At 37.5% G+C, this 13,713-nt stretch carries 13 protein-coding genes and 2 pseudogenes; 10 read left to right on the plus strand and 5 right to left on the minus strand.

Annotated features, from left to right (window positions below; translation table 11 throughout):
- Positions 1–34 precede the first annotated feature (34 nt).
- From FY049_RS17710 to FY049_RS17720, 3 genes are all read right to left on the minus strand, one after another.
- On the minus strand, positions 35–916 hold the full coding sequence (locus FY049_RS17710; protein WP_004724656.1) for an ABC transporter ATP-binding protein: 882 nt from the start codon (positions 914–916) through the stop codon (positions 35–37).
- On the minus strand, positions 916–1,860 hold the full coding sequence (locus FY049_RS17715) for an ABC transporter permease (RefSeq protein WP_004724654.1): 945 nt from the start codon (positions 1,858–1,860) through the stop codon (positions 916–918). The genes FY049_RS17710 and FY049_RS17715 overlap by 1 nt, the downstream gene beginning before the upstream one ends.
- 450 nt (positions 1,861–2,310) lie before the next feature.
- The gene (locus FY049_RS17720) at positions 2,311–2,544 is read right to left on the minus strand and encodes a hypothetical protein (protein WP_004724652.1); all 234 of its coding nucleotides are present in this window, start codon (positions 2,542–2,544) and stop codon (positions 2,311–2,313) included.
- Between the two features lie 277 nt (positions 2,545–2,821).
- Here FY049_RS17720 and FY049_RS17725 point away from each other — a divergent pair, with 277 nt between their 5' ends.
- From FY049_RS17725 to FY049_RS17770, 10 genes and pseudogenes are all read left to right on the plus strand, one after another.
- Positions 2,822–3,433 (plus strand): LexA family protein, encoded by a 612-nt coding sequence (locus FY049_RS17725; RefSeq protein WP_419305822.1) that lies wholly within the window; start codon positions 2,822–2,824, stop codon positions 3,431–3,433.
- Positions 3,434–3,785: 352 nt separating this feature from the next.
- Positions 3,786–4,586 carry a pyrimidine utilization protein D gene (rutD, locus tag FY049_RS17730; RefSeq protein ID WP_105714093.1) on the plus strand — a complete coding sequence of 267 codons (801 nt, stop codon included), beginning with the start codon at positions 3,786–3,788 and terminating at the stop codon, positions 4,584–4,586.
- Positions 4,587–4,670: 84 nt separating this feature from the next.
- Positions 4,671–4,763, plus strand: a pseudogene (locus tag FY049_RS17735) (malonic semialdehyde reductase); the annotation flags it as partial.
- A 542-nt stretch (positions 4,764–5,305) separates the two neighbouring features.
- Positions 5,306–6,418, plus strand: a complete 1,113-nt coding sequence (rutA, locus tag FY049_RS17740; RefSeq protein ID WP_151956753.1) for a pyrimidine utilization protein A — start codon at positions 5,306–5,308, stop codon at positions 6,416–6,418.
- A 5-nt stretch (positions 6,419–6,423) separates the two neighbouring features.
- A complete protein-coding gene (rutB, locus tag FY049_RS17745; protein ID WP_446084125.1) occupies positions 6,424–7,200 on the plus strand; it encodes a pyrimidine utilization protein B in 777 nt (258 codons plus the stop codon).
- A gap of 88 nt (positions 7,201–7,288) precedes the next feature.
- Entirely contained in the window at positions 7,289–7,672 is a 384-nt protein-coding gene (gene rutC, locus FY049_RS17750; protein ID WP_209827044.1) for a pyrimidine utilization protein C, read from the plus strand.
- Positions 7,673–7,853: 181 nt separating this feature from the next.
- Positions 7,854–8,333: pseudogene (rutF, locus tag FY049_RS17755) on the plus strand (NADH-dependent FMN reductase RutF); the annotation flags it as partial.
- Positions 8,334–8,357: 24 nt separating this feature from the next.
- Positions 8,358–9,716 carry a pyrimidine utilization transport protein G gene (gene rutG / locus FY049_RS17760; RefSeq protein WP_056517858.1) on the plus strand — a complete coding sequence of 453 codons (1,359 nt, stop codon included), beginning with the start codon at positions 8,358–8,360 and terminating at the stop codon, positions 9,714–9,716.
- A 472-nt stretch (positions 9,717–10,188) separates the two neighbouring features.
- Entirely contained in the window at positions 10,189–10,428 is a 240-nt protein-coding gene (locus tag FY049_RS17765) for a hypothetical protein (RefSeq protein WP_004724636.1), read from the plus strand.
- A gap of 325 nt (positions 10,429–10,753) precedes the next feature.
- Positions 10,754–11,506 (plus strand): class II aldolase/adducin family protein, encoded by a 753-nt coding sequence (locus tag FY049_RS17770; protein ID WP_056517856.1) that lies wholly within the window; start codon positions 10,754–10,756, stop codon positions 11,504–11,506.
- Positions 11,507–11,589: 83 nt separating this feature from the next.
- Here FY049_RS17770 and FY049_RS17775 read toward each other — a convergent pair whose 3' ends face one another.
- Positions 11,590–12,279, minus strand: coding sequence for a pirin family protein (locus FY049_RS17775; protein WP_151956756.1), 690 nt, complete (start codon positions 12,277–12,279; stop codon positions 11,590–11,592).
- A gap of 174 nt (positions 12,280–12,453) precedes the next feature.
- A complete protein-coding gene (locus FY049_RS17780) occupies positions 12,454–13,683 on the minus strand; it encodes a L,D-transpeptidase family protein (protein ID WP_004724632.1) in 1,230 nt (409 codons plus the stop codon).
- Positions 13,684–13,713 lie beyond the last annotated feature (30 nt).

Consider the following 13,713-nt stretch of genomic DNA (forward strand, 5'->3'; position numbering starts at 1 on the left):
TGGGTCGTCCCAAATGCTCAAAAAATCCGTCTGCTTATTTACCCGTACTAACTTGGGTCATACGCGGTATTTTGGGTAAGTCTTGTAGTGATGGATCTAGCTCATCTTCCTGAGCATGGACCAACTGATCCACTCGCGCTCTTAAATGTTGAAAAGCGGGTGTTGCCATAAGATCTAATGAACGTGGGCGCGGTAAATCTACTTCAATAATTTCTTTAATTTCACCGGGATTGGCTTTTAATGCAACAATACGATCAGCCAATAAAATGGCTTCATCCATATCATGCGTGACAAAAATAATGGTGATATCAATGTTTTGCCATAAATCCATTAAGTGTTTTTGCATCTTTTGGCGGGTATGCGGGTCAAGCGCACCAAAAGGTTCATCCATCAATAAGATTTTTGGTTCATTGACCAAAGCTCGTGCTATGGCAACACGCTGTTTCATTCCACCAGAAAGTTGATGTGGATATTGGTTTTCGTATTTATCTAAGCCAATAATATTGATCCATTCCCGTGCATTGGCTTCCGCAGTCATTTGGCTGGCACCTTTCATTCGTGGGCCGAACATGACATTTTCTTTAACCGTTTTCCAAGGAAATAGGGTATATCCCTGAAATACCATGCCACGTTCAGGGCTTGGGCCTGTAATAGCTTCGCCATCGACCAAGATCTCACCACTATGGTATGGATCTAAACCTGCAATCACTCGGCTTAAGGTTGATTTTCCGCAGCCTGATGGACCGATCACACAAATAAATTCACGCTTATGGATTTTAAGATCCAGTTGATTTAAAACGGTTCGTTCAGTTTTACCATGTTTAAATACTTGGCTCAGTCGTTTGGCCTCTAAGATGACAGGGCGTGCATAAATTTTTTGAAAATATTCAGCTGAATTAAAAGTTGAGTCATTCATTATTTTGCCCCTGCTTTCCATGCGAACATTCGCTCGCCCAATTTCATTAATAACACATCACAAACCAGCCCAATCACGCCGATAATCAAGATCGCGGCATAGACATTGTCAAAGTTTTGATAGCGTGCTTGTTGAGTAATAAACCATGTAATACCTGAGGTCGTACCAATCAGTTCAGAGACAATCAAATAGGTCCACGCCCAGCCCAGCAAGACACGTAAATCACGGTAAATATCTGGAAAAGCCGCAGGAATTACTACATTGAATAGGCTTTTAAGCTTATTGGTTCCAAGGGTATAGCCGGCTTCAATTAAGCCTTTATCGACCATACGTGTCGTATTGGCGATAATTAGGATTTGTTGAAATAGCGTTCCAATTACAATAATCGCAATCTTAGGCGCATCATTGATTCCGAGAATGGCAACAGCAAGCGCGCCAAATGCAGGTGCAGGTAAATAACGGAAAAACTCAACAAAAGGTTCTGTAAGCAGCGATATTTTTTGTGAGAAACCACAGAGGATCCCCAGCGGAATACCAAAAATTGAAGAGATTAAAAAAGCAGAAAAAACGATTTTAATACTGTGCCATAAGCTTTGATGAAACCATGGTGTATCTGGTTGCTCTGGGGGTGTGGTAAATGCAGTGACCAAGGCTTTAGCCACTTCATGTGGTGCAGGTAAGTAAATGGGATTAACTAAAATACCTTGTGGTGGTGCAGAATGGTGATCGACCGCATTTTGTGCCTCACTATAGAACACACTTTTTTCAACTCGGCTGCCAACTTGAAAATACGAGACACTACCAGAATCTGTAATTTGCACTTGAGGGTGCCAAATAAAAGGTAAATAACTGACCGCACACCACAGCAATATAGGGATCAGAAAAGAACACAAGCTTAGTAATAGCTTGTTCTTTTGACCAATTTCCTTTGCGACATAACCCATATTTACCGCCCTCATTTTAGCTTGAGTATTACGATTATTGAAAAACGTAATATTTATTAAGCAAAATAAGTGCCATGAATAAACAGGCGATTGGATTGATGCGAGTATTTCAGCAACTCATGAATATGAGTGATCAATGATCTCTATAAGTGACTGGTAAAGCGCTCAGTAGAAGCTCAATGAAAGGACAAGATAATCAAGAAATGGATAAAGCGGGGAATGATTAAAGAAGAAATAATCAAACAAGAAATAATGGGTGGTGAGTATTTGATTAAAAAGCTTAATACTTATGACAAGGATCTAAACTCAATCAATAGCATGATCAATTGAAAATTAAATCGTCGTTGTATCGAGGGGAATACAACGACATTTTAATCACGAAATACATATCAAATCATAAACTACAGTTGAATATTTAAGCAGATCCAATTTTATCATGTTGGCATCAGCTTAAAGTGGAAGAGGTTCTAAACCTTTAACAATATCACTAAATTCAGAACCATTTAACCAAAATGATTTCTTTAAAAATAATGTGGTCATGATACTTTCAGCGATATCGCTATTGGTATTTTCACAAAATAAACCATACTGGCTGCCTAACACATTATTGTCTTCAATCAAACGAATATAGTAAGCATGTTGTTCGTCTGCATAACCAAGAATTGCATCACGTTGAGTCGCCATTTTTATGTCTCCACATAGAAAATCAATCAATTAAGTGCTTAAGTGGGATCAGAGAACTTATTCAAAAATATCAATAAATTAACAAGATGTCTGTATTCTAAATTATTGATTTATGATAAGTATATTGATTATCTTTGTCGTCCTTGTTCAAATAGATGTATCAAAACTGATCGATAGAGTTATTGTTATTCAAAAAAAACTTGCCGTCAACTTGAATTTGTAACTTTTTCAAGCTATATTGATTTTACAGGCTTTTATGAAGCATATAGGATAAATAATGTCTAAGAAAGTAGAATTTGAACACGGAGGTGCGAGAGCCAATGCTGGGCGTAAGGCACAGTTTAGTGAGCCGACCAAAGTTATCCGTGTCCCAGAGTCACAAGTAGATTTTATCAAAAACTGGTTACTGAAAAATTTCAAAAACGGCCAGCTCAGTGATTTAAGCTCTAGTATGAATATCCAGACCATTCAGCCTAGAAATGATAAGGTCTATCAGATTCCACTTGCGACAGAACGAGTCGCTGCTGGCGTGCCATTTTCTGTTCAAGATAGCATAGAACAATCTTTGGATATGAATGAATATTTAATTCGAAATGAGAGTTCTACCTTTATTGTTAAAGCAAATTCGCTTTCAATGTTGGATGTCGGTATAGATATTGAAGATCCTTTGATTGTAGATCGTAGTATTTCTGCAAAATCTGGTGATATTGTGATTGCTCGTATTGATAATGATTTCACGGTGAAGCGCCTGATGATTGATAAACAGTTTGATCCACCGAAAGTTTGGTTAAAAGCTGAGAATCCAGAATTTAAAAATATTTATATTGAAGAAGGGCAGGAATTTGAAATCTGGGGTGTGGTAACCTATAACTTAAAACGCATGCGTTGATTGAAACTATATATGAGGATAATGCTGAAAGTCTTTTGTATTTTAAAGCAACATTCTTGTTGCTTTTTTTTAAGATACATTTAAGGGATTTAATCCAATATCCAAATTTTAATGGGTAGGTCTATGTTTATGATATCGAATTATTTTGAATAAAAGATTCATTTTATCAAGAGTCTTTTTAGTTTTATGTCAAAAATATGCTGATGTTATGTTTAGCATGTAAAGGATAGGATAAAAATCCTACCGTTTACATTGGTCATCAAAAGCCTTAAAAAAACCAACCTAAACATAACAAGTATTCGGCATATTTTTTGCTGTTATTAAATCAACTAATTAATAAAATGGTAAAACAATGAGCTATCGAATTTTTCCTTGTGTTACTCAGCAAGATGCTGAAATTGTCGTTTTATCTTCAGGTTTAGGCGGGCACGCCTCATTCTGGCAACCACAAATTGAAACATTAACCCAATATTTTCAAGTGCTTGTTTATGATCAAGAAGGTTGTCATGCGGATTCTGATGCATTGCCAACATCATACTCAATCAAAAATATGGCAAAACAAATTCTCGATATTCTGCAACAACAACAGATCAAACAATGCCATTTTATTGGACATGCTTTGGGCGCGGTCATAGGGGCAGAATTGGCGGTCTTGGTTCAGAACACAGATATATCATTAACCAGTCTTACTTTTATTAATGCTTGGGATGCACTTGATCCGCATACACAAAAGTGTTTTCAGGCACGTATTACTTTATTAGAAAATGTAGGTGTTGAAGCTTATATACGGGTACAAGCTTTATTCCTATATCCGCCTGCCTATATTTCAAAACATATTCAAAAAATTCAGGATATTGAAAATTCAGGATTCGATGATTTCCCACCCATCAACAATGTATTGGTACGTATGAATGCATTGATGAATTTTAAAATTTTACCTGAACATGTTGCAGCTTTGGCAAAAACGGATGTGTATTATATTGCCAACAAAGATGATTTTTTAGTGCCTTATCAAAAGAGTATCGATCTTAAAAAAGTATTGGGGCATGGGGTATTAACACTGTTGGAAACAGGAGCACATGCATCCTCTGTAACAGAAAGTAAGACAGTCAACCAGATTTTAATTCAAAATTTAGTAGAAGAGGTTTTATGACCAGAACCTAAATATGAATATAAATCAATTGTGCTTAGCAGCCATAACTATAATGGCTAGTTAGATAAAATAATCGGCACTGAGCAGATTTATGATGTAGTAAAAATGGGGCCTACTTCTGCCAATCGTTGTCCTGCACGATTTATATTTTTGACGACATCTGAGGCCAAAGTAGGATAAAAGCCAGCGCTTTCTTTAGGAAATGAAATATAGAAAAAAACATGACGGCTGCAAATATGATTATTAATATTGGTTATGGTGGTCATAAAAAATATATGCAAGATAGCTTCGATTAGCTGTTGAGGGTGCTTGTAAAATATTATAAATATTGATTTTGTTATGGTTTTAATTGCGGTTTTAATTTTGATTTTTAATAGGTTATTTATTTTATTAAAATACTGGTTGATTAAACGAAAATTGTTATGCTATCAAACCGCATTTTTATGCGGTTTTTTATTTTTTGTTAAATCCGATTTAGAAATTTCAATGATCTAAAATGATGCATTTATGCACTATTTTAGTTTAATTTTTTACTTAAGAAATTCATAAATTTTACCAAAAGGTAAAATAAAAAATAATAATTAAAATTTTAACAATAAAAACAATACATTAAATTTAGTGGCATGCACTATGCATTATTAATAATTATAAGTTGAGTGAAATTTTAAGTTTTTGATCAGATGTTTTTTAGAATATTTTTTGTCCAGTGAGGTTTAGCTATGAAAATTGGTGTGTTTTGTCCGATTGGAAATAATGGCTGGTTGCTTTCAGAAAATGCACCGCAATATAAGCCAACATTTGAGTTAAATAAACAGATTGTACAGCGTGCAGAACATTATGGTTTTGATTTTGCATTGTCCATGATTAAACTGCGTGGTTTTGGTGGTAAAACTGAATTTTGGGATTATAACTTAGAAACGTTTACATTAATGGCAGGTTTGGCCGCAGTCACCAGTAAAATTAAAATTTTTGCGACAGCCGCGACTTTGGTGATGCCGCCAGCCATCGTGGCACGTATGGCGTCAACGATTGATTCAATTTCAAATGGACGTTTTGGGCTAAATGTTGTGACGGGATGGCAACCACCAGAATATACCCAAATGGGACTATGGCCAGGGAATGATTATTTCTCTAAACGTTATGATTATTTATCTGAATATGTCGAAATTTTACGTGAGCTTTGGGCAACTGGAGCATCTGATTTTAAAGGCGAGTTCTTCCAAATGGAGGATTGCCAAGTAAAGCCAATGCCACAAGCAGATATGAAAATTATTTGTGCAGGCCAGTCTGATGCGGGCTTAGCGTTCTCTGCAAAATATGCAGATTATAATTTTGTCTTTGGTAAAGGGTTAAATACACCAACCGCCTACGCTGAAATCAATGACCGTTTAAAAGTACATACCGACCAAACTGGAAGAGATGTACAAACTTATGTTTTGTTTATGGTGATTGCCGCAGAGACAGATCAACACGCCATGGCGAAATGGGAGAACTATAACCAAGGCGCAGATCTAGAGGCGATTAATTGGTTAATGAACCAAGGTGGCAAAGATCAAACATCGGGTACAGATACCAATATTCGTCAAATGGCTTCAAGTGTTTCACCCGTCAATATCAATATGGGAACAATTGTCGGTTCTTATGAAAATGTGGCCAAGATGCTGGATCAAATTTCTACAATTCAAGGTACTGAAGGGATTCTTTTAACTTTTGATGATTTTATACAAGGGGTTGAGGATTTTGGACAACGTATTCAGCCCTTGATGACTTGCCGTCAGGAGGTTGTTGCAAGCTATCAATCAGCTCAACCCATTTTGGAGAAAAGCGCATGAGTATGATGAATGACGCTAAAGCTGTAGAACATCTGGTCTGTACAGATTTTACCGCACATGCAGGAACGGGCAGAGTTTTAAAAGCAGAACCAGAATCAATTCAGCTTGCACCAGAACAAACGGCGCTTATTGTGATTGATATGCAAAATGCCTATACCTCAATTGGTGGTTATTTAGATTTGGCTGGTTTTGATGTTTCAGCCACTCAACCTGTGGTTGCCAATATTAAAAAAAGCATTGATGCAGCACATACCGCGGGCATCCAAGTGATCTATTTCCAAAACGGATGGGATGAGCAATATATAGAAGCAGGTGGCCTAGGTTCTCCTAACTTTCATAAATCCAATGCCTTAAAAACCATGCGTAAAAACCCTGACTTACAAGGCAAGTTATTGGCAAAAGGGGGTTGGGATTTTGCATTAATTGATGAGTTAAGGCCTCAAGCTCAAGACATTGTGATCGAGAAACCACGCTATAGCGGCTTTTTTAATACGGCGCTGGACAGCATTTTACGTGCTCGTGGGATCCGAAATTTAGTTTTCGTTGGGATTGCCACCAATGTTTGTGTGGAATCAACCCTCAGAGATGGTTTTTTCTTGGAATACTTTGGTGTGGCGCTTAAAGATGCGTGTTATCAAGCGGGTCCTCCAGCAGCGCAAGAGGCAGCCTTATATAACATTCAAACTTTTTTTGGATGGGTGTCTGACACGGCGTCATTTATAAAGACATTTAATACTCAACAGGCACAGCCAAATCACCTCACTTTCAGTCGAACGGCTTAATGGTTTTCAACAGGCTATGTGTCTTGTGTCTTCTCTAGTATTGAAGTCTATGGTGAAGATGCTTTCAGGAAAAATAAAGGAATTTAAAATGTCGAAACAAGTTGTGATCCCAGCAGGTACGGCTAAGCCTCTTGCACCTTATGTGCCAGCAACCAAAGCAGACAATATTGTTTATGTCTCAGGTACGTTGGCTTTTGATGAAAATAATGATGTGGTCTGTGTCGGTGATGCCGCAGGGCAAACCCGGCATATTTTAGAAACCATTAAAAGCGTCATCGAAACTGCAGGTGGGACAATGGATGATATTACCTTTAACTCAATATTTGTCAAAGATTGGGCGGATTATGCCGCAGTAAATGTGGTCTATGCTGAATATTTTCCCAATGATAAACCCGCTCGATATTGTGTACAGGTCGGACTGGTTAAACCTGAAGCCTTAGTAGAAATTGCATCTGTAGCACATGTGGGATAAAGCATGTCTAGATTTGTCTATGCGTTTTAATCATTTTTTTCAAAAATAATTTTAACCTCGATGAACATTTGCGCATTGGGGTGGGAGCGTCATGATGCAAATGATCAAACAGGAAAGTGCACTTGCTGGTGAAATAATTGAGTTTAACACGCCGTGTGAAGCCAATGTCCATTTAGAAATCGATCAAGCTATTTTTAGACAAGGTATGTCTAATCTAGGTGCTGCGGTCAATGTGATCACCACCAAAGGTAATGCAGGGCAGGCAGGTTTTACTGCATCTGCAGTGTGTAGTGTAACGGATTCACCTCCAACCTTATTGGTATGTCTCAATCGGGCTGCTTCGGTATATCACACTTTTTCTGAAAATAAAGTTTTATGTGTCAATACATTGGGTTCAAATCAAGCCGAATTGTCGAATCTCTTTGGTGGCAAAACACCAATGCAACAGAGATTTGCACAAGGTGAATGGAGTGAACTGGTGACAGGTTCTCCCGTGTTAGATAACGCCCTAATTTCATTTGATTGTGAAGTGGTATCCAGTCAAGTGGTCGGCAGTCATGATGTATTGTTTTGTCAGGTCAAAGCAATTCGTCACAACCCAAGTTTAAATGCGCTTCTATATTTCAAACGCAGTTACTGTGAACCTCAAAATGTATGTTGATCTCTCAATATGGGGAATTAGAAAATGGCGACAAAAGAACCATGGTTTACATCATTTAAACCATACACAGGAAATTTAGATCAAACCCCTGTGCAAATTGATGAATATTTACCTGCTGGAAAAAGTATTGTTTTGGGCTTGCAACATGCTTTTGCAATGTTTGGTGCAACGGTTCTTGCCCCTTTGCTAATGGGCTTTGATCCCAATTTAACCATATTTATCACGGGTATTGGCACGATTCTATTCTTCTTGATGACAGGTGGAAGAATGCCAAGTTATCTCGGATCTAGTTTTGCATTTATTGGTGCTGTCGCTGCTGCAACAGGCTATGCTGGAGTGGGATCAAATCCGAATATTGCCTTGGCTTTGGGGGGGACCATCGCTTGTGGCTTAGTGTATGCCGCGATTGGTTTAATTGTCATGAAGACTGGAACAGGTTGGATTGAAAAGTTGATGCCACCGATTGTTACGGGTGCAATTGTGATGATCATTGGACTAAATTTGGCACCCGTCACCATTAAAAGTGTTTCAGCAAATTCATTTGATACTTGGATGGCAATTCTAACCATTCTGTGTATCAGTGCGATTGCTGTATTTACCCGAGGCATGATGCGTCGCTTATTATTGTTGTTGGGTTTGGTCTGTGCATATGTCTTATATTTTATCCTTGCCAATGTAATGGGCTTTGGCAAAGCTATCGATTTTGCAGTCATTAGCAATGCTGCATGGTTAGGCCTACCACATTTTGTTGCACCTACGTTTAATGCCAATGCCATGCTGTTAATTGCGCCCGTGGCAATAATTCTGGTCGCTGAAAATTTAGGTCACTTTAAAGCAGTATCTGCAATGACAGGCCGTGATTTATCACCTTATATGGGACGTGCTTTTTTTGCCGATGGTGTATGTACCAGTTTATCAGCTTCTGTTGGTGGGACAGGCATGACCACCTATGCTGAAAATATTGGGGTTATGGCCGTCACTAAAATTTATTCAACTACTGTCTTTGTGATTGCTGGGATCTTTGCCATTTTGTTGGGCTTATCACCTAAATTTGGAGCTGTAATTAGTACTATTCCTGTTGCACTTTTAGGTGGTGCTTCAATTGTGGTGTTTGGTTTAATCACAGTGGCTGGTGCAAAGATTTGGATTGATAACAAAATTGATTTCACTAAAAACAGTAGCTTAATTATTGCTGCGGTCAGCTTGATCATGGGAGCAGGTAATTTTAGTGTACATATTGGTTCATTTGATCTTGGTGGAATCGGTACAGCAACTTTGGCCGCAATTTTATTAAATCTATTTTTAAATCGTGGAGAAAAACAGCCTGATGAGATCAAGCTAGAATCAAGTGATGCTGAAAAGTCCTTATCGCAGTCTTCTTAAGGCAAAGGGATAAGATTGTGACTTCAAATGATTAAACAGCAGATTTTACCGTGAAAAGCGTGGCATTCATTGGTTGTGGGGAATGGGATTACATATGACATCTCATTGAGCAAAAGTTTGTACACGAGTGAAATATGCAATCGTGATTTTGCAAAGGTCAATCACATGCACAAAAATTGGGACGCTTGCAGTGAGTTTGTAAGAAGTGCCACAAGCAGATGTGATTTTTCCTTGTTTGACTATAAGCACGAGAACAGAATATAGGGCGTGAATTCAAGCTTTCATATTGCAATTTTAAAGCGATTGTAGGGGAAATTCTTATCCATATTTATGGATGAAATTTATACAGATATTGTGGTTTTTTATAGTGATGCCCTATGCGACAAATTTTGTCGCATAGGGCATTTCTCTATCTAGTATTTAATTCTCCAATAAATATAATAGAACCTGTAAGCACGATGAGATTTAAAATATGAAAGACTGGATTAAGATACGCGAAATTCTAAAAAATATTCAAAATCGACAAAATAAAAATCAGGCTATTTACTTAGTCGGTATGGTTGATTTAAACGAATTGGATATTTCATGGTTGATTGATGAAGACTACATTGAAATTGATGATGCTATTTCTTACTTAGATAATAGGGATATTGTTTTTATTAAGGATTTAACTTTTAAGGGTAAAAAATTGCTCTATCAGCTCAGTATTTAAATCTATTCTTATAACAACCAATGAAGGCGTTTTATAAAAATAATGAAGAATTAAAATAAATAATAATTTAATTTTTTATTTTAACAAGAATAAACGAAATATAAAGCTTTATTATAATAATTTGATAAATATAAATAATAATAAAAAACATGATAATTAATAATTTTAATCCAAATCAATATTCAATTATTGGTTTGGATTTTTTATATTCTGTATCCCCAAAATTGATGCTTTAGTTGCCATTCACGAATTAAAACTTGTTAATTTGTTGAACACTCGCTAAAAGTAATGATGTTTATACATTGGCAATAAAAAGGATTTTAGGATGAAACGTCCAAAGCATATTGATAAGGCTGAATGGGAAGCACGTTGTCAGTTGGCAGCCCTTTATCGCTTGATTGCTCACTATAGAATGACCGATTTGATTGATACCCATATCAGTTTACGGGTCCCGCATGAGCCTGATCATTTTCTGATTAACCGCTATGGGGTGACATTTGATCAGATGAAAGCATCAGATTTGGTGAAGATTGATCATGAAGGGAATATCGTGGCCGATTATGATCAAGGGAAGATGGTCAATGTCGCAGGCTTCGTCATTCATTCTGCCTTACACCATGCCAAAGATGATATTCACTGTGTTATTCATACCCATACGGCAGACGGGATTGCGGTGTCTGCACAAGAAAAAGGTTTATTGCCTTTATCGCAACATGCACTGAAGTTTTATAATAATATTGCTTATCATGAATATGAGGGCATCGCGTTTTCCACCGCAGAGCGAGAGCGTTTGGTTGAGGATTTGGGCAATTACCGTTGCATGATTTTACGTAATCATGGTTTGCTCGCCACTGGTAATAGTATCGCAAGAGCATTTCACGAAATTTACTTTTTAGAACGCGCTTGTCAAGTTCAGATCAAAGCCATGAGTAGCTCAAAACTGCATTATCCGAGTAAGCAAATATGTGAATATACGGTGAAGCAATTTGAAAGTGATGCTGCTGAACCAATTATTCAGGCCGCTTGGAATGCTGCTCTATCATTGATTAAAGATCAGAAAAAAGATTATTGTGCTTAAACACTGCTGCTAACTTATTCAACAAGCTCGACATAAAAAAAACCTCCATATATTGCATACGGAGGTTTTTTATTGCATAAGGATTAGCTGTTTAAATCAAACCAAATAAACTGGCTATCTTCATGTGCAGTGAGTGTTGAATCTTCGTCAAATAAATAAGCATCACCTGCTTTAACGACTTGACCCGCAATATCAATTTCACCGTCGATCACATGTACATAGTTAAATTTTTGGGTTGCTTTCACTTCAAGTGTGTGACCTTTTTCCAAATATGCCGCTTTAATTTCAGCATCTTGACGAATATGCATCGGCGCATTGTCATTTGGCCCCACAATCAATTGCCATTCATTAGGTGATTTTTTAGGATCACGTTCAATTTGTTGATAATTTGGTTCAGCATCTTGAACATTTGGAATCACCCAAATTTGTAGCATATGAACGGCTTCATCACCTTGGTTGATTTCACTGTGTTGTACACCTGTACCCGCACTCATCAATTGCCATTCACCCGCATGGATATGACGTTCATTTCCCATGCTGTCTTTGTGTGAAATGGTACCTTTGAGCACACAGGTCAAAATTTCCATATTGTCATGTGGATGAGTACCAAAACCTTTATGTGCTGCAATGGTATCATCATTGATTACACGTAAAGAACCAACACCCATATATTTAGGATCGTACCAACTACCAAAAGAAAAACTATGTTTGGTGTCTAACCAACCCATTTTTACGTGACCACGGTTTTCGCTGTGATGTAAAAAAGTATTCATCTCAAGTCTCCAATTCTTTATTTTTTAACATGAGTGAATATTAATATTTAAGTAATTGGGATGAAATGGCAAAATAGCAACATGTTGTTTTGTTTTTAGAACGATAAGTTTTTTATCTTTTGCAATAAAAAAACCAGCGTATTCACACTGGTTTTCATTTCATCAAGTATAAGATTATTCTAGGAATTTAACCGTTACACCCGATTTAACTTTTTTACCTAAATCATTAGCATCCCAGTTGGTCAAACGAATACAACCATGTGAAGCTGTTTTCGAAATTGCAGATGGGTTTGGCGTACCATGAATACCAAATGATTTCTTACTCAAGCCAATCCAGATATTCCCTACAGGGGCATTTGGACCAGGTGGTAATGATAATGGTTTTAAGTTTTTGCCTTGTACAAAGTTACTTGGCGAGTAACTATACCAAGGGTTGCGTGCAACACCGGTAACTTTATACGTTCCTGTTGGCGAGGGCGTATCAGAACTACCAATCGTGGCAGGGAATGAGCCTACCATTTGGTTTTGCGCATTAAATAAATACAATTGTTTCGCGCCTTTATGCGCCACAATTAAATGGATATTTTCAGGCAATTCGTTACGGATATTGGTGACAACGATCTTTTCACCAACTTTGTTAAATGTTGCTTTAGGATTAAGTTTCTTTAAGAACTCTTCATCCATATGGAATTTTTCACCCAGCATTTCGGTGACACGGGTGTAATACAAACCTGGCATTTTTGCTTGTAAAGCATAATCACGTGGAATTGATTTTGCATAAGGACCTTTTAGATCTTCAGCAGTTATCGTGTATTCTACAAAAGCAGGTTTATTGCCTTGTTGAGAAATTAATGCATCCCAAGTTTCTTTGGTCAGCTCACCCGTTGGTTTAATGCCATTCATTTGTTGGAATGAAGCAATGGCTTTCAGCGTATTCATACCGCTTGAACCATCAATTGCACCAGGTGAAGCATGTGCATTATTTAACATGACATGGGCACGAGCATAGACAGGGAATTGACCCTTGCCAATATTTTCGTACCATTCTGCATTGTTGATTCCATCTAAAGTCCAAGATGCTTTAGGCGCGTTGGGATTGCTTGCCGTTTTTGCAGTCGTGGTCTGTGGAGCCGATGGGGCAATAGCAGTACCTGAGTTTTTATCCTCAGTTTTTTCTAAATTTTGTAGCGTGTTTGCAGCTTTGTCTAAGTCTTGTTGCTCTTGCTGGCTTATCTGTGTTTCTACACTTGAAGCAGAACTGTCAATAGCAAGTGGATCAATAGGATCTTCAACGGGAGCAGCAACTTTTTTAGGCGTTAGAGGTTGCTCAGCTGTAGATGCAGCAAAAGCTGTACCTGTTAATAAACAGCTTAAACTCAAAGCAAGAATTGAGCGAACGAACATGTAGATCAACCTTAAGAATTATTCATAATT

Source organism: Acinetobacter sp. 1125_18A, assembly GCF_052824985.1.

Coding starts and splice junctions, on each gene's coding strand:
- FY049_RS17775 (WP_151956756.1), bottom strand. CDS start 12,279: ATGAATACTTTTTTACATCACAGCGAAAACCGTGGTCACGTAAAAATG.
- FY049_RS17770 (WP_056517856.1), top strand. CDS start 10,754: ATGAAACGTCCAAAGCATATTGATAAGGCTGAATGGGAAGCACGTTGT.
- FY049_RS17780 (WP_004724632.1), bottom strand. CDS start 13,683: ATGTTCGTTCGCTCAATTCTTGCTTTGAGTTTAAGCTGTTTATTAACA.
- rutG (WP_056517858.1), top strand. CDS start 8,358: ATGGCGACAAAAGAACCATGGTTTACATCATTTAAACCATACACAGGA.
- rutA (WP_151956753.1), top strand. CDS start 5,306: ATGAAAATTGGTGTGTTTTGTCCGATTGGAAATAATGGCTGGTTGCTT.
- rutB (WP_446084125.1), top strand. CDS start 6,424: ATGAATGACGCTAAAGCTGTAGAACATCTGGTCTGTACAGATTTTACC.
- rutC (WP_209827044.1), top strand. CDS start 7,289: ATGTCGAAACAAGTTGTGATCCCAGCAGGTACGGCTAAGCCTCTTGCA.
- FY049_RS17765 (WP_004724636.1), top strand. CDS start 10,189: ATGAAAGACTGGATTAAGATACGCGAAATTCTAAAAAATATTCAAAAT.
- FY049_RS17710 (WP_004724656.1), bottom strand. CDS start 916: ATGAATGACTCAACTTTTAATTCAGCTGAATATTTTCAAAAAATTTAT.
- FY049_RS17720 (WP_004724652.1), bottom strand. CDS start 2,544: ATGGCGACTCAACGTGATGCAATTCTTGGTTATGCAGACGAACAACAT.
- FY049_RS17715 (WP_004724654.1), bottom strand. CDS start 1,860: ATGGGTTATGTCGCAAAGGAAATTGGTCAAAAGAACAAGCTATTACTA.
- FY049_RS17725 (WP_419305822.1), top strand. CDS start 2,822: ATGTCTAAGAAAGTAGAATTTGAACACGGAGGTGCGAGAGCCAATGCT.
- rutD (WP_105714093.1), top strand. CDS start 3,786: ATGAGCTATCGAATTTTTCCTTGTGTTACTCAGCAAGATGCTGAAATT.